This window comes from Massilia sp. TS11 (genome assembly GCF_022012445.1).
Classification (GTDB): domain Bacteria; phylum Pseudomonadota; class Gammaproteobacteria; order Burkholderiales; family Burkholderiaceae_D; genus Telluria.
Genome location: NZ_JAKLTS010000012.1, coordinates 104,085 through 125,966, shown reverse-complemented (window position 1 = coordinate 125,966; position 21,882 = coordinate 104,085). Strand labels below are relative to the sequence as shown.

Below are 21,882 nucleotides of genomic sequence, written 5' to 3'. Positions count from 1 at the left end.
CATGGAAGCCTGGTTGTCCGCGCCCCTGCAAGGCGCCGCCGTGCTGGTCACGGTGGCGCGCGTCGAAGGCTCCGGTCCGCGTGAGCCGGGGGCCTGCATGCGCGTTTCGGCCGCTGCGGTGGTCGACACCATCGGCGGCGGTCACCTGGAACTGCAGGCGATCGCAACGGCGCGCACCATGCTGGCCGATGGGCGCGAGCGCCATCTGGAACGCTATGCGCTGGGCCCGAGCCTGGGCCAGTGCTGCGGCGGAGTCGTGCATCTGGTGTTCGAACGCATCGAGGCGGACCTGCTGGCCACGATCCGGCCGGGCGACTGGCGCCTGCTGGCCCTGGATGGCGCCTGCGAACGGCGCACCATGGCCGATGCGCCGCCGTTCGATCCGGCGCGCGGCAGCCACTTGTTACAGGAGCAGGACGGGCGCCGCTGGTTCGCCCAGCTGGTGCCGGCCGTGCCGAATACGCTGCTGCTGTTTGGCGCGGGCCATGTGGGCGCGGCCCTGGTGCGCGCACTGGCGCCTTTGCCCTGCCGCGTGCTGTGGGTCGACGAGCGTGAGGAGTTGTTCCCGTCCACGCTGCCGGCCAATGTGCAGGTCGAGGCGACCGACACCCCGGAAGCCGTGGTCGCAGCCGCCCCGGACGGGGCCGACTTTCTCGTCATGACCCACAGCCATGCGCTCGACCAGCGCCTGGCCGAAGCGATTCTGCTGCGCTCCGCGTCCGGCTGGTTCGGCCTGATCGGCTCGCACACCAAGCGCAAGCAGTTCGAGCACCGGCTGCTGGCGCGCGGGGTTGACCCGGCGCGGCTGGCGGCCATGGCCTGCCCGATCGGCCTGCCCGGCATCACGGGCAAACAACCGGCCGTGATTGCGGCGGCCGTGGCGGCCCAGCTACTGCAGCTGTGGGAAGCACGCCAGACGCAGCGGAACACTGGCGCCGCGCCGATCCGGCTGGTAGCCTCTCGACAGACTTAAGAGATTTCTCATGCAAGATACCCCCCAGGTGCAAGCCTACCGCGCGAGCTTGCTGCACTTCCACGCCGATCCTGCCCAGACGGAGGAGGCCGCCGCTTACCATGCGGACGGCCTGCTGCTGGTCGCCGACGGCAAGGTGGTGGCGGCCGGCGACTTCGCCGCGCTCGCGCCGACGCTCGCGCCGGGCACCGTGGTGCACAACTACCAGGGCAAGCTGATCACGCCGGGTTTCATCGATACCCACGTGCATTACCCGCAGACCGATATGATCGCCTCGCCGGCGCCCGGCCTGCTGCCCTGGCTCGACACCTACACCTTCCCGACCGAGCGCCGCTTTGCCGATCCGGTCCATGCGCGCACGGTGGCCGAGGCCTTCCTCGATGAGCTGCTGCGCAATGGCACCACCACGGCCATGGTGTATTGCACCGTGCATCCGGAATCGGTCGATGCCTTCTTCGCGGCGGCGGCGGCGCGCAATCTGCGCATGGTGGCGGGCAAGGTGCTGATGGACCGGCACAGCCCCGACTTCCTGCGCGACACGGCCGAGCAGGGCGCGCGCGAGAGCGAGGCCCTGATCCAGCGCTGGCACAAGCAGGGCCGCGCCCTGTATGCGATCACGCCGCGCTTCGCCCCGACCTCGACGCCCGAACAGCTGGCCCTGGCCGGCGAACTGGCGCGCGCCTATCCGGACACCTTCCTGCAAACCCATGTGTCCGAAAATCAGGACGAGTGCGCCTGGGTGCGCCAGCTCTATCCGCAGGCCAGCAGCTACCTCGACGTCTACGACCGCGTCGGCATGCTGCGTCCGCGCGCCATGTATGGACACTGTATCTGGCTCAGCGAGGACGACCGCGCGCGCATGGCGGCCAGCGGCGCGGCCGCCGCCGTGTGCCCGACCTCCAATCTCTTCCTCGGCAGCGGCCTGTTCGATTTTGCGCGCGCCGATGCCAGCGGCATGCGTCTGTCGCTGGCCACCGATGTGGGTGGCGGCACCTCGTTCTCGATGTTGCAAACGATGAATGAAGCCTATAAAGTAGCGCGGCTTGGCGGCAGCTATCTGCCGGCGCTGCGCATGTTCTACCTGGCGACGCTGGGCGCGGCGCGCGCGATGCAGCTGGAAGGAACGATCGGCAGTTTCGCGGCCGGCGCCGAGGCCGACTTCATCGTGCTCGACCCGCGCGCGACGCCGCTGCTGGCGCGCCGCACGGCCCACAGCGCCAGTCTGGAAGAGCTGCTGTTTGCACTGGCCCTGCTGGGCGATGACCGCTGCGTGGCCGCGACCTATGTGGCGGGCCGCCCGGCCTGAGCCGGCCACCTTACGAATACTGAAAGGGATCGCATGAACAAGACCATCGTCAGCCTCCTCATCGGCGTCGCGTTTGCCGCCAGCGCCCAGGCGCGCGGCCCGCTGACCCCGAACGAACAGGCGACGGCCCGCCACTACGCCAGCCTGATCCAGGGGAATGATCCCAAGCTCGCCGAGCTGACCCTGTTCTTCACCCAGTTCCCCAAGGGCGGCGATCTGCACCACCACTATTCGGGCGCCGTCTACGCCGAACAGTATGTGGAATGGATCGACAAGAACAACTGGTGCGTGAACAAGGCCAGCTACCGGATCGAGACCAAGGCCCCGTATGAGGGTTGCCTCAGCGGTTCGGCCGTGTTTGCCGACAACGCGATGTACCGTGAGCTGCTGCAGCGCTGGTCGAGCAAGGACTTCTATAACCACAGCAGCCTGCAGTCGCCGCCGGACAAGCAGTTCTTCGATACCTTCGGCTATTTCGGCGCCGTGTCGAACACCAATTTTGACCTCGGCCTGCAGGAGATCAAGAAGCGCGCGCTGGCCGAGAACCTGGTCTATATCGAGACCATGTTCAAGGCCACGCCGATGCAGCCGGACGCCGAGTTCGACCAGGCCGTGCTCAAGCCCGGCCTCAGCGACGCCGAACTCGACAAGCTGTTCGCGGCCCAGATGGCCAAGCTCGAGCAGAACGCCAGCTTCAATAGCGCGATCGCCGACTATGTGAGCAAACTCGAGGGCTATCACAAGGGCATCGACGACGCCAATTTCACCATGCGCTACCAGACCTATTCGGTGCGCCTGCTGCCGCCGGGCCTGGTGTTCTCGTGCATGCTGTCGGGCATGAAGGCGGCCTCGAGCACGCCGCTGATCGTCGGCGTGAACATCGTCGGCGCCGAGAACGACACGGTGTCGATGCGCGACTACTCGCTGCACATGAAGATGCTGCGCTTCCTGAAGGCGCGCTATCCGAAGGTCAATCTGGCCATGCACGCGGGCGAACTGGCACTCGGCATGGTGCCGCCCGAAGGCCTGAAGTTCCATATCGACGAGGCCCTGCATGTGGCCGGCGCCCAGCGCATCGGTCACGGCATGGACCTGGCGCACGAAAGCAATGTGCTGGGCATCCTGCGCGCGATGAAGGCCAAGGGCATTCCGGTCGAAATCAATTTGACCAGCAATGACTTCATCCTCGGCATCAAGGGCGAGGCCCATCCGCTGACCCTGTACCGCAAGTACGGCGTGCCGTATGTGATCAGCACCGACGACGCGGGCGTGTCGCGCAATAATCTGTCGAACGAGTACGTGCGCTTTGCCAGCACCTACAAGCCGAGCTATGCGGAAGTGAAGGCCGCGTCCTACCGCAGCATCCAGTACGCCTTCCTCAACGATGCGGAAAAACAACGTCTGACCCGCCAACTCGATCAGCGCTTCACTAGCTTCGAAGCCATGGTTGCCAAGCTCGGCAGCAAGTAAGAGTTTGTTGAACAAGAATTCCGGCAAGAAAAACTTGCCGGAATTTCTAGTTTTCTGTGGCCTCCTTGCGACACATTTGCCCTTGCGGCCCCCGCTTTGTCGATGAATCGATTTCAGGCAGAAGGCCTGAACGTATAATCCGGTTTATCTTCCCGTACAGAAATCCCCAAAATATTTACAGCTTTAGCTGATTTTCCTTTCGTATTTATATGTAAAAGCTATAAATCCGAAAAGGAAAACATATTTGCCATGCATTTTTCACTCATGCATAGTTGGCAAATAAATGTTGGGTCTCCGTCACATTTGTTGGTGACGTCATCGACTTGACACAAAGTTTGGGGACAATGGCGGTTTGTTCAAGGCCGCAGGCCATGAAGATTTTGACGTAAGGGAGGGGGCCCCGGCGTGAGGGGGACCCGACATAACAAGCATCTATTTGGGGTTAATAATGATCGATAAAAAACGGATTCGGCTGACGAAGCTCGCGTTCGCCATGGCCATCGCGCTGTCGGCGGCACCGTCTTTTGCACAGAACACCACGTCCGCCCTCGGCGGCCGTATCACCGGCGCGGACGGCAAACCGGCCGCAGGCGCGCAGGTGCAAATCATCCACGCTGAATCGGGTTCGATCAGCAATGTGGTCACCGACGGCGAAGGCCGTTACATCGCACGCGGCCTGCGCGTGGGTGGCCCGTACACGATCGTCATCACCAAGGACGGCGTGAGCAAGAAAGAAGAAAACGTCTATGTCCAGCTGGCCGAAACGACCAATCTGGACGCTTCGCTGCAGCAGCAGATGCAAGTCGTGACGGTGACCGGCTCGGCCGCCCGTTCGGAAAAATTCTCGCGCTCGAACATGGGCGCCGTCACCAACATCGGCCAGACCGAGCTGGTGTCGCAAGCCTCGATCAACCGCAACCTGCAGGACTATGCGCGTAATGACCCGCGCGTGTCGCAGACCGACAAAGAGCGTGGCGAAATGTCGGTGGCCGGCCAGAACTCGCGCTACAACTCGCTGACCATCGACGGCGTGGCCGTGAACGATACCTTCGGTCTGGAAGCCAACGGCTCGCCGACCCTGAAGCAGCCGATCTCGATCGAAGCGATCCAGTCGGTGCAGGTCAACGTCTCGAACTACGACGTGACCCAGAAGGGCTACACGGGCGCCAACGTGAACGCCGTGACCAAGTCCGGTACCAACAACTGGAAGGGCGGCGTCTACTACGTGTTCCGTAACGACCGTCTCGCTGGCGACCGCTACAACTCGTCGAACGACACCTTCAGCCCGCCGGCCGCTTTCGAAGAATCGACCAAGGGCGTGAACTTCGGTGGCCCGCTGATCAAGGACACCCTGTTCCTGTACGCGCTGTTCGAAGAATTCAAGTCGACCCGCACGGCGCCGGCCTTCAGCCCGATCGGCGGCAACTTCACCACCGTCGGCATCACCCAGTCGCTGATCTCCTCGGCGCAGAACATCGCCAAGACCAACTACAACACCGACATCGGTACGGTGGACGTGCCCAAGGGCACCCAGCTGTCCTCGCGCGACACGCTGCTGAAGATGGACTGGAACATCAACGATTCGCACAAGGCCATGCTGCGTTATGCGAAGACCGAACAGTCGGAACCGATCTTCCCGGGCCTGTCGACCAGCGGCATCTCGCTGTCCTCGCAATGGTACAGCCAGGTCAAGTCGATCGAGACCCTGGTCGGCCAGCTGCTGTCGGACTGGACCCCGAGCTTCTCGACCGAACTGAAACTGTCCTCGCGTGACTATGACTCGGTGCCGCTGAATAACTCGCGCCTGCCGACCATCAGCCTGCAGATCACCGGCGCCCTGCCGTCGGACGCCCCGGCCGGCACCCCGACCGGTTCGCGCTTCCTGAACATCGGTACCGAGCGCTCGCGTCACTTCAACGTGCTCGGCACCAAGACCACCGACGCCTACGCCGGCGGTAACTGGTCGATTGGCGATCACGAAGTGAAGTTCGGCACCGACTACTCGTCGAACAAGATCTACAACGCCTTCCTGCAGGACGTGAACGGTAACTACACCTTCTCCTGCCAGAACAGCAGCGCCACCTACACCTACAGCTTCGGCGCGATCAACTGCGGCACCGCCACCGCCGCCCAGATCGAAGCGGCCGTGCTGGAGAACTTCCGCATCGGCCGTCCGAGCACCTACTCGGTGCAGGTGCCGATCGTCGGCGGTACGCTGAACGACGCCATCGCCCAGTTCACGCTGAAGAACACCGGCCTGTTCTTGCAGGACACCTGGAACGTCAACAGCAACCTGACCCTGACCTACGGCGTGCGCGTCGATGAACTCGGCGTGAACGGCCGTCCGAAGGCGAATGCCGCCGCTGCCGCCCCGATGGTGCCGGGCCGCTACAACGGCACCACGGCCGTGCTGCAGACCGGTGGCTTCGGTTACGACAACACCGTGACCCCGGACGGCAAGAAGCTGTTCCAGCCGCGCTTCGGCTTCAACTACAAGCTCGACACGGCGCGCGCGACCCAGATCCGCGGCGGTGCCGGCCTGTTCATGGGCGCTGCTGCCAACGTCTGGATCTCGAACATCTTCTCGAACCCGGGCGTCGCCACCCGCGTGATCGGCTGCGGCGGCTCGAACCCGGCCTGCCCGACCACTGGCGGCCTGTTCTCGGTGAATCCGGACACCCAGCCGACCCCGGCCGCCGCTACCCCGGCCGCCAACGTCGACTTCCTGGATCCGAACTTCCGTCAGCCGTCCGTGTGGAAGTCGAACCTGGCCTTCGAACATGAACTGCCGCGTTCGGACTGGTTCGGCACCCTGGTCGTCGGTGGCGAGTTCATGTACACCAAGAACAAGAACGCCATCACCTACCAATACCTGAACCTGGGCGCCCCGACCAAGACCGGTAGCGACGGCCGTGACCTGTTCTGGTCGCTGCCGGCCTACAACCCGGCCTGCTGGAACGCTTCCGGTTCGCTGTCGACGTCGGGCGCCTGCGCGGGCTCGGTGTCGAAGGCCCTGAAGAACAAGGACTTCAACAACGTGCTGCTGGCCACCAATACCGATGGCGGCCGCGGCAAGGTGTTCACCGCCTACATCAGCCGTCCGTCGGCCAAGGGCCTGAGCTGGAGCGCTTCGTACACCCGTACCGACGCTACCGAAGTGTCGCCGCTGACCTCGTCGGTGTCGAACTCGAACTGGGCCGGCCGCTCGGTGTTCAACCCGAACGAAAACGTGGAAGCCAACTCGGCCTACATGATCAAAGACCGCGTCAACATGAACCTGACCTGGTCCGAGAAATACTTCGGCAACTACTTCACCCGTCTGGGCGTGTTCTTCGAAGGCCGTAAGGGCGTGCCCTACAGCTGGACCATCAACAACGACATGAACGGTGACGGTCTCGGCGGTAACGACCTGATGTACATCCCGCGTGCTCCGGGTTCGGGCGACGTGATCTTCCAGGGTGACTCGGCCACCAGCCACGCCAACGAAGACAAGTTCTGGTCGATCGTCAACAGCATTCCTTCGCTGAAGGATGCCGCTGGCACCGTGGTCAAGCGTAACAGCGCCTTCGCCCCGTGGACCAACCAGGTCGACCTGCGCGTGACCCAGGAACTGCCGGGCCTGATGAAAGGCCACAAAGGTACCTTCCAGCTCGACTTCTTCAACTTCGGCAACCTGCTCAACAAGCGTTGGGGCCGTATCCCGGAAGTGGGCTTCCAGTCGAATGGCGGCAAGGCCCGTTCCTTCGTCGACTACGGTGGTATCGACCCGGCCAGCGGCAAGTACGTGTACATCGTGCGTTCGCTGGAAACCGTGGACCTGCGTCAAGCCAAAGGCGAGTCGCAGTGGGCCATCCAGGCGACGCTGAAGTACGACTTCTAAGTCCCTGCGGGCAACAGAAAACGGTCGGTGGCAACACCGGCCGTTTTTTTTCTCCGCGGCCGGAGTGTGCGGCCGTTTTGTTTTATCCTTGCGTGCTATGAAACCTGTCTGGCATCTGTTCGCCGCCCTGGCCCTCTCGGGCGCCGCCTGCGCGGCACCGGTCGAGATCAATCTGGTGGCGATCAACGACTTCCACGGCCATCTGGACGCGACCCGTCCGGCCCTGGTCAATCCCCAGCATCCGGGCGAGAACCAGAGCGAAGCCGGCGGCGCCGAACTGCTCGGCGCGGCCCTGCAGGCCTGGCGGCGCGAGGACCCCGATCTGCTGTTCGTCGCCGCGGGCGACCTGATCGGCGCCACGCCGGCGCTGTCGGCCATGTGGGCCGATGAACCGGCGATCGGTGTGATGAATCTGCTCGGCCTGCGCGTGTCCGCGGCCGGCAACCACGAATTCGACCAGGGCCGCCATGAGCTGCAACGCCAGCTCGAGGGCGGCTGCGCCGGCGCCACCCGCCCGGCCAAGACCTGCCGCCTCAGCGGCGAATACCGCGGCGCCCAGTTCGGCTATCTGGCTGCGAATGTGATCGAGCGCGCCAGCGGCCGCCCCTGGCTGCCTGCCTACCGCATCGAGACGGTCAAGGGCGTCAAGCTGGCCCTGATCGGCGCCGTCACGCGCGAAACGCCGAGCCTGGTGATGGGCTCGGGCATCCAGGGCCTGGACTTCACCGACGAAGCCGAGGCCATCAATCGGCTGCTGCCCGAACTGCGCGCCCAGGGCGTGCAGGCCTTCGTGGTGCTGATCCACGAAGGCGGCGGCACCCGCGAAACCTATAACCAGGCCGATTGCGGCAAGCTCGAAGGCCCGATCGTGCCGATCGTCAAACGCCTCGATCCGGCCATCAAACTGGTCATCAGCGGCCACACCCACCGCGCCTACCTGTGCAATGTGGACGGGCGCGTCGTGACCCAGGCCGCCAAGGGCGGGCAGATGCTGTCGCGGATCCGCCTGACGCTCGACGACAGCGACGGCCAGGTGCGCGCCGTGCAGGCCAGCAATGTGCTGCTGCAGCCGGGCCAGTACGCGCCCGATCCGCGCATCACGGCCTATCTGGCCCAGGTGCGGACGGCCAGCGCGGCCGCCCTGGCCCAGCCGGTGGCGCGCGTGGCCGTCAACCGCATCGAGCGCGTGCCCAGCGCGGCCGGCGAATCGCGCCTCGGCAGCCTGGTCGCCGACGCCCTGCTGGACGCCACCCGCGCCCAGGGCGTGCAGCTGGCGCTGATGAATCTGGGCGGGATCCGCGAGCCGCTGCAGGCGCGCCAGCAGGTGGTCAGCATGGGCGACGCCCTGGCCGTCCTGCCGTACGGGAATGTGCTGGTCCTGATGGACCTCAGCGGCGCCCAGCTGCGCGAGATTCTCGAGCAGCAGTGGGAACCCAAATACGATGAGCGCCGCCTGCTGCAGGTCTCGCGCGGCCTGCACTATGTGTGGGACAAGACGCGCCCGGCCGGCCAGCGCATTCTGCCCGGCTCGCTTACCCTCGATGGCCAGCCGCTCGGCGACGGCCAGCGCGTGCGCATCGTGACGAATAACTTCCTGGCTGAAGGCGGCTCGAATTTCGACACCTTCCGTGCCGGTCAGCAGCGCGTGGAAACGCCGCTGCTCGACATCGACGCCTTCGTCCATTACCTCAGCAAGCTTGACAAGGAAGGGCGCCCGGCCGGCCAGGCCGAGACCCAACCGCGCATCGAACTGTTTTCCCAGAAAGGATAATCCCATGCGACGCCTGATTCTCAGTGCCGCGCTCGCCCTGAGCGGCGGCCTGGCCCATGCCCAGTTTGCCATCCCCGGTTTCGAACTCGTGCACACGGTGCCGCTCGAAACCCGCCTCGAGACGCCCGACCTGCGCGACCCGATCACGGTCTGGTGCGAAATGTTCAACCAGGCCAAGCAGCAGATCGACATCGGCCAGTTCTACGCCGTCAGCAAACCCGGCGCGCCCTTCGAACAGGTCTTGGGCTGCCTCGAAGCGGCCGGCAAGCGCGGCGTGAAGATCCGCTTCCTGATCGAGAAGAAGGGTCTGAACATGTCGGAAGAGCCGACCCTGACGCGTCTGAAGGCGATCCCGAATCTGGAGCTGCGCGTGCTCGCCTACAGCCAGTTGACCGGCGACGGCATCATCCACGCCAAGTATGTGGTGGTCGATGGCGCCACCGCCTTTGTCGGCAGCCAGAACTTCGACTGGCGCGCCTTCTCGCACATCCACGAAACCGGCGTGCGCATCACCGACCCGACCGTGGCCGGCCAGGTCCAGGCCATCTTCAACCAGGACTGGAGCGCCCAGGCGGCCCTGGCCGCGGGCCAGAACGTGGCGCCGGCGCCCAAGTCGCTGGCTGCGCCCGACACCAGCGCCAAGGCCTTCCTGGTGGCCAGCCCGGCCGCCTTCAACCCGCCCGGCGTGGGCGACTCCGAGAAAGTGCTGCCGGCCCTGCTGGCCGAGGCCAAGTCGGAAGTGCGCGTCCAGCTGCTCGACTACACGCCGCTGTCGTATGCGCCCGGCATGCGTCCCTACTACGGGGTGATCGACTCGGCTCTGCGCACGGCGGCCGCGCGCGGCGTCAAGATCAAGCTGATGGTGTCGAACTGGAACACCGAGAAGCCCGGCATCGACTATCTGAAGAGCCTGGCCCTGATCCCGAATGTGGAAGTGCGCATCGTCACGATTCCGCCCCATTCGAGCGGCCCGATTCCGTTCGCCCGCGTGATCCACACGAAGAGCATGGTCATCGACGGCAAACTGGCCTGGGTCGGCACCAGCAACTGGGCTGGCGGCTATTTCGACAAATCGCGCAATATGGAAGTCGTGATGCGCGACGAGAAGATGGCCAAGCGCGTGGCCGAGCTGCATGAGCAGACCTGGTCGTCCAGCTATGCGGCCCCGCTCGATGTGAGCAAGGTCTATCCGAAGCCGGACAAGGCCGCGAGCGGCGCCCACAAGGAGTAAGCGATGCTGCGATCTTGGATGCTGGCGGCCGCCGTGGCCGCCGCGCTGGCCGCGCCTGCGGCCCAGGCCTGGGGCCCGGACGGGCACCGGATCACGGGCGCCCTCGCGGCCAAACTGATCAAGGGGACGCGCGCCGAGCGCGAAGTGGCGGCCCTGCTCAAGCCGGGCGAGACCCTGGAGTCGATCGCCAACTGGGCCGACTGCGCGCGCGGTACGCTGTGCGGGCCGCAGAGCGAGGAGATGCAGGCTTTCGTGGCGGCCTTCCCGCGCCACACGAGCTTCCACTTCAGCAGTCTGCCGTTCCAGCACACGCATTATGCGGACGGTGGCGTCGGCACCCATCCGGACGACATCGTCCAGACCCTGAAGCGCTGCGTGGCCGTGCTGCAGGGCCAGGACGGGCCGTTCAGCAAGCGCCAGGCCCTGCTGCTGCTGGTGCACCTGGTGGGCGACCTGCACCAGCCCTTCCACGTGGCGGCGCCCTACATGAGCCCGGACGGCCAGTATGTCGATCCGCAGCGCGAAGCCGACATCGACAGCATCAAGGTGTTCCCGACCCTGGGCACGAACAACTTCCAGATCGAGGAAAAGCTGGTCACCAGTCTGCTCGGCGACAACCGCGCCATCAACGAGGATGCCGACACGCCGCCGCCGCCGCCCGGGCGCGAGCGCCTGCACCGGCCCTTCCACAGTTTCTGGGACGGCACCGTCGTCAAGTATGCGATGAAGCGCAGCAGCAGCCGCAGTCCTGACGACTATGCCCAGCAGCTGCTGGCCGGGCAGGGCGCCGTGGCGCCGCTCGGCATGGCACCGGCTGCGGCCATCGTCAACTGGGCCGATGCCAGCATCGTCGCGGCGCGCCAGGCGCTGCAGGGTGTGCAGATCCTGCGCGGCGAGCGCCGCACCAGCCGCAAGGGCGAGGTCTACTACAACTGGTATGTCGAGGTGGCGGCCGATTATCCGGTGACGGCCTCGACGATGGCCAAGACCCAGCTGAACGCGGCCGGCCAGCATCTGGCCGCCCTGCTGCAGGGGCTCTGGCCGAACGCCTGAGTCAGCAGGCCGGGTGCACGGCGCGGTGAGCGTCGCGCACCAGGGCCTCGAACTGCGCCAGCGGCAACGGGCGCGAGAACAGATAGCCCTGCAGCTGGTCGCAGCCGAGCGCCACCAGGGCGTCGCCGGTGGCGCTGTCCTCGATGCCCTCGGCCGTCGTGTGCAGGCTCAGACTCTTGGCCAGCTGGATGATGGCGCGCACGATGGCCGTGTCCTGCACGTTCTCGTGCACGCGCTGGACGAAGCTCTGGTCGATCTTCAGCTTGTCGACCGAGAAGCGCTGCAGATAGGCCAGATTCGAATAGCCGGTGCCGAAATCGTCGATCGCGATGCGCACGCCGAGCGCCTTCAGGCGCTGTAGCAGGGCGATGAATTCGTCGGGATCGTGGATCAGGGCCGACTCCGTAATTTCCAGTTCGATCTGAGCGGCCGGGGCGCCGCTGCGCGCGATCATGGCCTGCACCAGCTGGTCGAGGTCGCCGCGCGCGCACTGCACCGCCGACACATTCGAGGACAGCACCAGCGGCGCCAGCGCCGGATCGGTCTGCCATGCGGCCAGGCGCGCACAGGTTTCCTGGATCACCCAGCGGCCGATGTCGACGATCTGGCCCGAGCGCTCGGCCAGCGGAATGAAGCGCGCCGGCGGCACCATGCCGCGCTGCGGATGGCACCAGCGCAGCAGGGCTTCGGCGCCGGCCACGCGGCCGCTGTGGCCATCGAAAATCGGCTGGTAGTAGAGCTGCAGCTGGCCGCCGGCCAGGGCCGCGTGCAGTTCGTGGGTCAGCTCCAGGTCTTCGCGCAGATGGGCCTGCATGCGCTCCTCATAGAAGCGCAGGGTGTTGCGCCCGGCCTGCTTGGCGGCGCGCGCCGCGAGGTTCGCGTGGGCCAGCAGGGTGTCGTAGTCGGCGCCGTCGTGCGGCGCGCGCGCGATGCCGATCGTGACCGAACTGGCGACCGACAGCTCCTGCAGGCGGAAGGGCTGGCGCATGCAGACCAGCACGCGTTCGGCGGCGGCGGCCACCTCGGCCTGGGCGCGCGCGCCCGGCAGCACCAGCAGGAATTCATCGGCCGCCAGGCGCGCCAGGGTGGCGCCGTGGTCGGCCCCATTGGCGATGCGCGCCGCGGCCAGCTGCAGGAAGGCGTCGCCGGCCTGCAGGCCGAGCGAATCATTGATGCTGCGGAAGTTGTCGATATCGATCAGCAGCAGAGCCAGCGGCGCCTGCGCCTGTAGCAGATCGCGCACGTGCAGGCCGTTCGGCAGGCCGGTCAGGCTGTCATGGGTGGCCTGGTAGATCAGGCGCTGGGCTGTGTTGTGGCTGGCCGTTTCGTCGCTGATCACGATCTGGCTGGCCGGCTGGCCCTGCCATTCGACCAGCCAGGCCGAAATCTTCAGCTGCAGGCGGCTGCCGTCGCGGCGCTCCCACGGCTGGCCGAAATCGATGCTGTCGACTTCGCCGTGGAACAGGCGCGGCAGCGCGTCCTGCAGGATCAGGGCGCGCGCGTCCGAGGCGCGCCAGCGCCGCCATTCCTCATCCATCTCGGCGGCCGAGCGCAGGCCGAGGATGCGCAGCAGCTGGGCATTCACATACATCACGCGCTCGCCCTGGACCACCAGCACGCCCTGGTGGGCGCCCTCGATCAGGCGGGTCAGCTGTTGCGAGGCCTGCTGGGCCGCGCGGGCGGCGCGCTGCAGGCAGGTGGTCAGCAGGGCCAGCCCGAGCAACAGGCGGGTGATGGCCACCAGCAGGCTCTGGGTGGCCAGCAGCATCGGTCCGCCGAGCGGATACAGCAGCCAGGCCAGGCCATGCACGAGCAGCAGGGCGGCGGCCACCCGTTCGGGGAAGGGGCCGCGCCACAGATAGCGCGCGGCGGCGGCGCCGATGGCCAGCATGGCCAGGGCCGGCAGCAGGGCGGCCAGGCGCGGGCTCAGGAACAGGGCGCCGATTTCGAGCGCGGCCAGCAGCGCGGCCAGGGCGAACAGCGGGCGGCGCACGCGCGTCCAGCCCGACAGCTCGGCCACGCCGAGGGCCAGGCAGGCCAGGCACAGGCTGATCTGGACCGCCCACAGCAGGCCGCTGGCCAGCGGCCACTGGGGGGCGCCGTCGAACAGGGCCGGATAGCCGGGCAGCCACACGGCCGACAGCAGGAAGGACAGGCCGAGCCAGCGCGAGAAGCCCTGGCTGCGGTCCTCGAACCAGGCCAGCAGCAGGGTGGTGCCGAGGGCCAGATTGAGGACGGTGGTAAACAGCAGATCGGCTTCCATGGCGCGTTCCTAGGCGGCGAGGGCGTAGGCGTTCTTGCCGCCCCGCTTGACCTCGTACATGGCGCCGTCGGCACGGCGCAGCAGGGCTTCGCCGTCGGCCCCGTGTTCGGGATACAGGGCGATGCCGATGCTGGCACCCACGCGCACCTGGGCCAGGCCGATGTCGATGGTCTCGGCCAGGCCGGCCACCAGCTTGGCGGCGGCCTGGCTGGCGTCGTCCGCATCGCGGATCTCGGGCAGGATCACGAGGAATTCGTCGCCGCCGATGCGCGCCGCGGTGTCGCTGGCGCGCAGCAGGGCCTGCAGGCGCTGGGCGATCTCGCGCAGCACCAGATCGCCGGCCTCGTGCCCGTAGGCGTCGTTGACCTGCTTGAAGCCGTCCAGATCGACGAACAGCACGGCGGCCAGGTGGCCGTCGCGGTCGGCGCGCTTGCAGGCCATGACCAGGCGGTCGCGCGCCAGGCGCAGCACCGGCAGGCCGGTCAGGCTGTCGTGGTTGGCCAGGTTGGCGATCTGGTCGCGCTGGCGCAGCACGGCCTGCACCAGCTGGTCCATCTTGCGCCGGTAGTCGGCCATGGCGGCGGCCATGAACAGGCCGAGCAGCATGGTGGTAAACAGCAGGCCGACCCAGAGTGCCGGACTGGACGCGAATTCGATGCCGAAGGCCGGATGCAGCACGCCGCGGATGTACAGGGCGGCGATGGCGGCCGCGCCCAGGCCCGAGGTGAACAGGGCGCCGAGGGCGGCGCGGCGGCTGTGGGTGGCGGCCATGCTGATGTGGCCGAAGATCAGGCCGAGCACGCCGATGCCTTGCAGGCCGGCCGCCACCAGGCCGCTCAGGCCGGCCAGGATCATGATCGTCGGCGGAATATGCGGATACAGGCGCGGCGGCAGACGGTGGCGCAGCACGTAGAGGATCAGGCTGCAGCCAGCCAGACCGATCAGCGGCAGCGGCCGCATCAGGTCGCCGCGCAGGAAGACGCTGCGCGCCAGCACCAGCGGCGCCACCACCACGGCCGCGATGCACACGACATGCCAGGTGCGCTCAATGAATTGGGCGCGCAGCTCCTCCATCGCATGGGATAGGTCGGGCAGCTCGGACATGGCGTAAAGACGTTGCGTATTTGCAATAAAAATTAACTATACGCATCATATGCATCGCTGTCCAGAAAACTTTAGCGTGCCTGTTGTCCGCAGGCCTCCAGCTTGTCCAGCCAGCGCTGGGCGCGCTCCGGGCTCAACTGGCCGACCCCGCCGATCAGCGTGGCGCGCACCGGGCGGATGCCGACGAAGTGCAGGATATTGCGTTTGAAGGACAGCAGGCTGTGGGCGCCGTACCACCAGCGATAGATGAAGGCCGGCATGCCCATGGTGACCACCAGATGGGCCGAGCGCCCGCCCAGGGCCGGCGCGCGCCCGTCGCGGAAGGCGAAGCCGGGCCGCGCCACCTGCTCGAGAAAGCCCTTGAGCAGGGCCGGCATGTCGCCCAGCCAGAGCGGGTAGATGACGACCAGATGCTCGGCCCAGGCCAGGTCGTGCTGGACGGCGGCGAGGCTGGGTGGGACGCTGCCATGCTCCCAGTCCTGCTCGCTGCGCAGCAGCGGAAAGTCGAGCTCGGCGATGTCGCGCAGGCGCAGCGCATGGCCGCCGGCGATGGCCCCGGCCGCGTAGGCGTCGGCCAGCGCGTGGCACAGGTGGCGCGCGCTTGGATCGGGGTGGCCCTGGAGGATGAGGATGTGTTTGCCCATGCAGCGAGTGTCCATCGGCCGCCGCGCGCGCGGCATTGATCTGGATCAAGCGCGCCGGCCGGCGCTTACTGGGGCTCGAAGGTGAAGGCGAGGGCGTCGGCACGCACGCGCAGGGCGAGCGGCTGGAACTGGACGCCGGCCAGGCGCAGCTCATCGGGCTTGAACTGGTAGAGCACCAGCTCGCGCCCGAGCTTCTCGGCCAGGCGGTCGAGCACGGGCGCGTCCTTGCCGAAGTCGAGGCTGCCGCGTCCATTGAGCGTCAGGCCGGCCGGGCGCAGCTCGGCCACGGTGACGGCCTGGCGCTGGCGATCGAGCTGCAAGCGTCCCTTGAGCAGCAGTTCACCCTGCCAGTGCTTGGCGCCGAGCGGCTGGGCCACGTCCACGGCCAGGCGCAGCTGCAGGCCGTGGCTGGCCGGATCCAGGCTCAGGCGCGGCTGCGACAGGCGCAGGTCGAACACGGCCAGCACCCGCTGCTCCTTGGGAAACGCGCGTTCGGCCTGCTGCTGCAGGCGGGCCAGCGGCACCTCGACCGTGCGCGCGCCGATCACGCTGGCGCAGGCGGCCAGCACGGCGAGCAGGGCGACGAGCAGCAGGCGGGCCATCAGCGCGATTTGACGAAGGGCTTGCCGATCGCCTTCGGGGCCACCGACTTGGCCATCAGGCCGGCCAGTACGACCACCGTGACGACATACGGAATCATCTGGATCAGGGAGCCGGGGATGCGGCCGACGCCGGGCAGGTCGACCCCTTCGATCTGGATCTGAACCGCGCCGAAGAAGCCGAACATCAGGCAGCCGAGCACCGTGTGGAGCGGCCGCCAGTTACCAAACACCAGCGCCGTCAGGGCCAGGAAGCCGGCCCCGGCCGACATATCGCGCAGGAAGAAGCCGCTCTGCACGATCGACAGGTAGGCACCCGAGAACGAGCACAGCACGCCGGCCGTCAGCATCGCCAGATAGCGCGTGCGCTCGACCGAGACGCCGGCCGCGTCGGCCGCATGCGGGTTCTCGCCGCAGGCGCGCAGGCGCAGGCCGAAGCGGCTGTGGTAGACCACCCACTGCACCACCGGCACCAGGGCGAAGGCCAGGTAGACCAGCACATTGTGGCCGCCCAGCAGACTGGTCCAGACCCAGCCGAGCACGGGCACGTCCTTCAGCGCCGCCGTGAACGGCAGTACCACGCTCGGCAGACGGGCGTCGCCGAGGTCGGGCGTGCGCCCGCCCTGCTGGAAGAAGAACTGGGCCAGCACGAAGGTCAGGCCGCTCATGGCGATATTGATGGCGATGCCGGCCACCAGCTGGTTGCCCTTCTGGGTGATCGAGACATAGCCCTGCAGCAGGGCCAGGGCGGCCGAGACGGCCACGCCGGCGGCCACGCCGAGCCAGGGGTTCTGGGTGCTGTAGGCGACGGCGGCCGAGACGAAGGCGGCGGCCAGCATCTTGCCTTCGAGGCCGATGTCGACCACGCCCGAGCGTTCGGCGAACAGGCCGGCCATGGCGGCGAACATCAGCACCGGCGCGTTGCGCAGGGTCGACACGATGATCGAACCGAGGTGGAGGTCTTCGAAAGTCATGGCTTAACCCTTGCGACGATTGAGGAAGGCCAGAATGGCAGGCGCGTACAGATTTTCCATGGCGCCGCAGAACAGGATGATCAGGCCCTGGATGAAGACGAAGGTCTCCTGCGGGATATTCGACTTCATCACCGACAGGTCGAGCCCGCCCTGGATCAAGGCGCCGAACAGCACGGCCGAGAAGAAGATGCCGACCGGATGCTGGCGCCCCATCAGGGCGATGGCGATGCCGATGAAGCCGGCCCCGGCCGGGAAGTTCAGGCTCAGGTAGTGGGTCGAGCCCATGATCGAATTGACGGCGCCGAGGCCGGCCAGGGCGCCCGAGATCAGCATGGCGACGATGATCATGCGGCTGATGCGCACGCCCGCGTAGTGGGCCGCGTTCTGATTGAGGCCGGTGGCGCGCAGGCTGTAGCCCCAGCTGGTGCGCCAGACCACGACGCCGTACACGATCAGGGCGGCGATGGCCAGCAGGAAGGACACATTCAGCGGGGTGTCGCCCAGCTGCGGCAGGAAGCTGGCCAGGCGCGGCATGGCGCCCGCCTCGGCGAAGGCGCGCGAGGCCGGATTGAGCTGGCCTTCCGGGATCATGTACTTGACGATGATGAAGTTCATCAGGGTCGAGGCGATGTAGTTGAACATGATCGTCGTGACCACGATGTGGCTGCCGCGCTTGGCCTGCAGATAGCCGGGCAGCCAGGCCCACAGGGCGCCGAACGCGGCGGCCCCGGCCATGGCGGCCGGAATCAGCAGGAAGCCGGGCAGCATCTGGTCGCAGCTGAGCATGACCAGGGTCAGGCCGAGCCCGCCGATATACAGCTGGCCTTCGCTGCCGATGTTGAACAGCCCCGCCTTCATCGCGATCGAGACCGACAGGCCGGTGAAGATGAAGGTCGAAGCGTAGAACAGGGTATAGCCGAGGCCCTCGGGATTGAGGACGGCCGATTCGATCAGGATCTGCAGGGATTCGAGCGGCGACTCGCCGAGCAGCACGATCACGCCGGCCGCGACCAGCAGGGCCGAGAACAGGTTCAGCAGGGGCAGGACGACGCCGGAAGCCCAGCGCGGCAATTCAGTGGTTTTCATGATTTGTGCATGCCTCCCATCAGGAGGCCGATTCGCGTGGTGTCGAATTCGTCGATGGCCAGTTCGCCGGTGATGGCGCCGCCCGACATGACGATGATGCGGTCGGCCAGCGCGCGCACTTCCTCGAGTTCGACCGAGACCAGCAGGATGGCCACGCCGGCGTCGCGCAGGCGCAGCAGTTCTGTGTGGATGGCTTCGATGGTGCCGATGTCGACCCCGCGCGTGGGCTGGCCGACCAGCAGCAGCTTGGGCTGGGCCAGCACTTCGCGCGCGATCACCACCTTCTGCTGGTTGCCGCCCGAGAGCAGGCCGATGCGCAGATCGGGATTATTCGGGCGCACGTCGAAGGCTTTCAGCAGGCCCGCGCAGCGCGCCGCGATGGCCTTGAAATCGAACAGGCCGCCGGCCTTGGTGACCCGGTCCTGGTAGCCGAACACGGTGTTCTGCATGACCGAGAAGTCCTTGATCACGCCGTCGCGCAGGCGGTCTTCGGGCACATGCCCGATGCCGAGGTCGCGGAAGGTCTTGGGCAGGCCGTCGGCATCCTTGCGCCCGGCATAGGGCAGGGCCTGGCCGAGGAAGCGCACCTGGCCGGCGCTGGGCAGGCGCATGCCGGCCAGAATGGCCATCAGTTCGCTCTGGCCATTGCCGGAGACCCCGGCGATGGCGACGATCTCGCCGGCGCGGATCGAGAAGTTGATGTCGCGCAGCAGCTGCACGCCGTGGGCGTCGCGCAGCTGCAGGCCGCTTACTTCGAGCACGCTGGCGCCCGGCTTGTAGGGCGCGCGCGGCAGTTCGTTCTGGATCGGGCGGCCGACCATCAGATTGGCCAGCGCTTCCTTGCTGGTCTCGGCCGTGCGCACCGCCCCGGCCACGCGGCCGGCGCGCATCACGGTCACCTCGTCGGTGATGTCCATGATCTCCTGCAGCTTGTGGGTGATCAGGATGATGGTTTTGCCCTGCTCCTTGAACAGGCGCAGGATCTGGAACAGCGACGCCGTTTCCTGGGCCGTCAGCACCGCGGTCGGCTCGTCGAGGATCAGGATATTGGCGCTGCGGTAGATCTGCTTGAGAATTTCGACGCGCTGCTGGGCGCCAACCGACAGGTCTTCGATTTTCGCCAGCGGATCGAGTTCGAGCTGGTAGGTGGCGCAGATCTCGCGCAGTCTGGCTTCGACGGCGGCGCGCTGGCTGGCCAGCTGGATGCCGCCCTCGGCGCCGAGCATCACGTTGTCGAGCACGGTGAAATTATCGACCAGCATGAAGTGCTGGTGGACCATGCCGATCCCGAGCCCGATCGCCGCATGCGAATTGGGAATGCTGCGCGCCTGGCCGTCGAGCAGGATCTGGCCGCTGTCGGCCTGGTAGTAGCCGTACAGGATGCTCATCAGGGTCGACTTGCCGGCGCCGTTTTCCCCGATCACGCCGTGGATCGAGCCCTTGGCGATGGAGAAGCTGACGTCGGCGTTCGCCTGCACGGCCCCGAAGGCCTTGCTAATGCTGCGAAATTCTACGGCTGGCTGCATAGGTTCCCTGTGAAATGCAACAGCGCGCCACCGAGGCAGCGCGCTGTCGGCTGAGCATGATTGAAAATTACACCGGGCAGCTGCCGGTGGCGCGGTAGTCGACCACCTTGATCTTGCCGTTGATGATGTCGGTTTTGACGCTGTTGACTTTCTTTTCGACCTCGGGCGAGATCAGGCTGCGGTTGTCCTTGTCGAGCGCCCAGTCGACCCCGCCTTCCTTCAGGCCCTTGTAGACGACGCCCGCCTTCCAGCTGCCGTTCTTCATCTGCATGAAGGCGTCATACACGGCATTGTCGACGTGCTTGACCATCGAGGTCAGCATATTGCCCGGGTAGAGGTTGTTCTGGTTGGAGTCGACGCCGATGGCCAGCTTGTTCTTTTCCTTGGCCTTGCGCAGCGCGCCCAGGCCGGAGCCGCCGGCCACGGCGAACACCACGTCGGCGCCCTTGTCGAACTGGGCGATGGCCAGTTCGCCGCCCTTGTTCGGGTCATTCCAGGCGGCGGCGGTGGTGCCGACCATGTTCGAGTAGACCTCGATCTTCTTGTCGACCGCTTTCGCGCCCTGGGCGTAGCCGCAGGCGAAGGTGCGGATCAGGGGGATGTCCATGCCGCCGACGAAGCCGAGCTTCTTCGACTTCGACACGAGGGCGGCGGCCACGCCGACCACGTAGGAGCCTTCTTCTTCCTTGAACAGCACCGAGTTCACGTTCGGGCCCTTGGCGACGGCGTCGATCAGGACGAAGCGCACCTTGGGGAATTCGGCCGCGACTTTTTCCACGGCCTGGGCCTGGGAGAAGCCGATCGCGGCGATCAGATCGAGGTTCTTGCGCGCCAGGCTGCGCAGCATCTGCTCGGACTGGGTGTCGCTGGACGCCTGGACTTCGATGAAGCCGATCTTGGTGTCCTTCTTGAAGCGCTCGGCGCCTTCGAAGGCCGACTGGTTGAAGGACTTGTCGAACTTGCCGCCGGCATCATAGACGATGCCCAGCTTGGGATCGGCGGCGTGGGCGCTGAAGGCCAGGCCGAGGGCGGCCAGAGACAGGCAGAGTTGTTTAACTTTCATGAAATCGCTCCAGGAAGATTGCATATTGTGTGAGCTTCTCGGCGCTTAGGCAAGCAGCGGCCGTAAATTCAGCTCCGATTGTCGCAGGCCCGGGCCCAGCAGTTGGTTACCGATTGTATCGAGGTCGATCCCATGCCGGCGCAGTTGGGCCAGGGTGGCCTGGGCCGCGGCCAGGGGCGGCAGGCTGGCGCTGGCCGGCGGCCAGTGCGCCCAGCCGGCGGCGTCGAGCGCACATACGGTGTCGGGCAGGATCAGGGCGTCGCGGTAGGGCGCGCCGGCTTCCCATAGCAGGCGCTGGGGCGCGGCGCCGAGCGCGCGGAACACGGCAAAGCTGCTGTCCTCGGCCAGTTCAGCCACGGCCAGCCGGGCGCACGCCAGCGCACACTGGCCGCGCAGGGCGGCCCCGCTGGGCGGCAGTTCGGCGTCGATGGCGGCGTCGAGCGCGGCCAGGGGCGGCGCGATCAGGCTGGCGATGGGGTGCAGGGGCAGGCCCTGTTCGAGGCGGCGTCCGAGCCCGCGCCGGTGGGCGGCGCGCGCGGCGGCGCGCTGGGCCGGCGTGGTGGCCAGGTAGAGCAGGGTATTGGCGCCGGCCGCGCTCAAGGCTTCGAGGGCGGCCAGGCCCTCGGCCGAGGCCGGCAGAGCGAGCATCAGATTCGGCTGAGCCAGGGCCTGCCACAGGGCCAGCGCGCGCTCGGGCGCGGCCGCCACGGCCACCAGGCCGGCCTGGCCGCGGCTGTCGCGGTGGCGCGCCTGCAGGCTGGCGCACAGGGCGCGCACGACGGCGGGATCGGGCAGACGGCGCAGCCACAGGCCATCGGCGCCGGGGGCGGGCGTGGCCGGGTCCTCGAGCACGCGCCAGAGCTGCTGGCCGGCGGCGGCCACGCTTTCCAGGCGCGAAAAATTGGCGATGGCGGGCATGCGGTGTCTCAAATTTACGAC

The 21,882-nt window shown here is 66.8% G+C and carries 16 protein-coding genes; 7 read left to right on the top strand and 9 right to left on the bottom strand.

The genetic code is table 11. The features are described from left to right. The first annotated feature begins 1 nt into the window (after window position 1). The 7 genes from xdhC to LZ005_RS17270 all read left to right on the top strand — a co-directional run bounded on the left by xdhC (window position 2) and on the right by LZ005_RS17270 (window position 11,684). Complete coding sequence (xdhC, locus tag LZ005_RS17300; protein ID WP_237809748.1) at window positions 2-973, top strand: xanthine dehydrogenase accessory protein XdhC; 972 nt, start codon at window positions 2-4, stop codon at window positions 971-973. Window positions 974-983: 10 nt separating this feature from the next. After that, window positions 984-2,279, top strand: coding sequence for a guanine deaminase (gene guaD / locus LZ005_RS17295; protein WP_237809747.1), 1,296 nt, complete (start codon window positions 984-986; stop codon window positions 2,277-2,279). Window positions 2,280-2,312: 33 nt separating this feature from the next. Next, window positions 2,313-3,749, top strand: a complete 1,437-nt coding sequence (locus LZ005_RS17290; protein ID WP_237809746.1) for an adenosine deaminase — start codon at window positions 2,313-2,315, stop codon at window positions 3,747-3,749. A 448-nt stretch (window positions 3,750-4,197) separates the two neighbouring features. After that, on the top strand, window positions 4,198-7,629 hold the full coding sequence (locus tag LZ005_RS17285) for a TonB-dependent receptor (RefSeq protein ID WP_237809745.1): 3,432 nt from the start codon (window positions 4,198-4,200) through the stop codon (window positions 7,627-7,629). Window positions 7,630-7,726: 97 nt separating this feature from the next. Next, on the top strand, window positions 7,727-9,400 hold the full coding sequence (locus LZ005_RS17280; RefSeq protein WP_237809744.1) for a bifunctional UDP-sugar hydrolase/5'-nucleotidase: 1,674 nt from the start codon (window positions 7,727-7,729) through the stop codon (window positions 9,398-9,400). Between the two features lie 4 nt (window positions 9,401-9,404). Further along, on the top strand, window positions 9,405-10,631 hold the full coding sequence (locus LZ005_RS17275) for a phospholipase D-like domain-containing protein (protein ID WP_237809743.1): 1,227 nt from the start codon (window positions 9,405-9,407) through the stop codon (window positions 10,629-10,631). A gap of 3 nt (window positions 10,632-10,634) precedes the next feature. After that, window positions 10,635-11,684 carry a S1/P1 nuclease gene (locus LZ005_RS17270; protein WP_237809742.1) on the top strand — a complete coding sequence of 350 codons (1,050 nt, stop codon included), beginning with the start codon at window positions 10,635-10,637 and terminating at the stop codon, window positions 11,682-11,684. 1 nt (window position 11,685) lies between these two features. On the opposite strand, the gene LZ005_RS17265 is transcribed toward LZ005_RS17270, so the two are convergent. From LZ005_RS17265 to LZ005_RS17225, 9 genes are all read right to left on the bottom strand, one after another. Next, on the bottom strand, window positions 11,686-13,947 hold the full coding sequence (locus LZ005_RS17265; protein WP_237809741.1) for a bifunctional diguanylate cyclase/phosphodiesterase: 2,262 nt from the start codon (window positions 13,945-13,947) through the stop codon (window positions 11,686-11,688). A gap of 9 nt (window positions 13,948-13,956) precedes the next feature. Beyond that, the gene (locus LZ005_RS17260) at window positions 13,957-15,051 is read right to left on the bottom strand and encodes a GGDEF domain-containing protein (RefSeq protein WP_237809740.1); all 1,095 of its coding nucleotides are present in this window, start codon (window positions 15,049-15,051) and stop codon (window positions 13,957-13,959) included. 71 nt (window positions 15,052-15,122) lie between these two features. Further along, window positions 15,123-15,695: an NAD(P)H-dependent oxidoreductase gene (locus LZ005_RS17255; protein ID WP_237809739.1), complete on the bottom strand. Its 573-nt coding sequence runs from the start codon at window positions 15,693-15,695 to the stop codon at window positions 15,123-15,125. A gap of 65 nt (window positions 15,696-15,760) precedes the next feature. Next, entirely contained in the window at window positions 15,761-16,297 is a 537-nt protein-coding gene (locus LZ005_RS17250; protein WP_237809738.1) for a DUF1439 domain-containing protein, read from the bottom strand. Then, the gene (locus tag LZ005_RS17245; protein ID WP_237809737.1) at window positions 16,297-17,268 is read right to left on the bottom strand and encodes an ABC transporter permease; all 972 of its coding nucleotides are present in this window, start codon (window positions 17,266-17,268) and stop codon (window positions 16,297-16,299) included. The genes LZ005_RS17250 and LZ005_RS17245 overlap by 1 nt, the downstream gene beginning before the upstream one ends. Window positions 17,269-17,271: 3 nt before the next feature. Beyond that, window positions 17,272-18,354 carry an ABC transporter permease gene (locus LZ005_RS17240; RefSeq protein ID WP_237809736.1) on the bottom strand — a complete coding sequence of 361 codons (1,083 nt, stop codon included), beginning with the start codon at window positions 18,352-18,354 and terminating at the stop codon, window positions 17,272-17,274. Continuing rightward, entirely contained in the window at window positions 18,351-19,880 is a 1,530-nt protein-coding gene (locus tag LZ005_RS17235) for an ABC transporter ATP-binding protein (protein ID WP_237809735.1), read from the bottom strand. Before LZ005_RS17235 ends, LZ005_RS17240 begins: the two co-directional genes overlap by 4 nt. Before the next feature lie 67 nt (window positions 19,881-19,947). After that, a complete protein-coding gene (locus tag LZ005_RS17230; RefSeq protein WP_237809734.1) occupies window positions 19,948-20,943 on the bottom strand; it encodes a BMP family protein in 996 nt (331 codons plus the stop codon). A gap of 45 nt (window positions 20,944-20,988) precedes the next feature. Next, the gene (locus tag LZ005_RS17225) at window positions 20,989-21,861 is read right to left on the bottom strand and encodes a transaldolase family protein (RefSeq protein WP_237809733.1); all 873 of its coding nucleotides are present in this window, start codon (window positions 21,859-21,861) and stop codon (window positions 20,989-20,991) included. Between the last annotated feature and the right edge of the window lie 21 nt (window positions 21,862-21,882).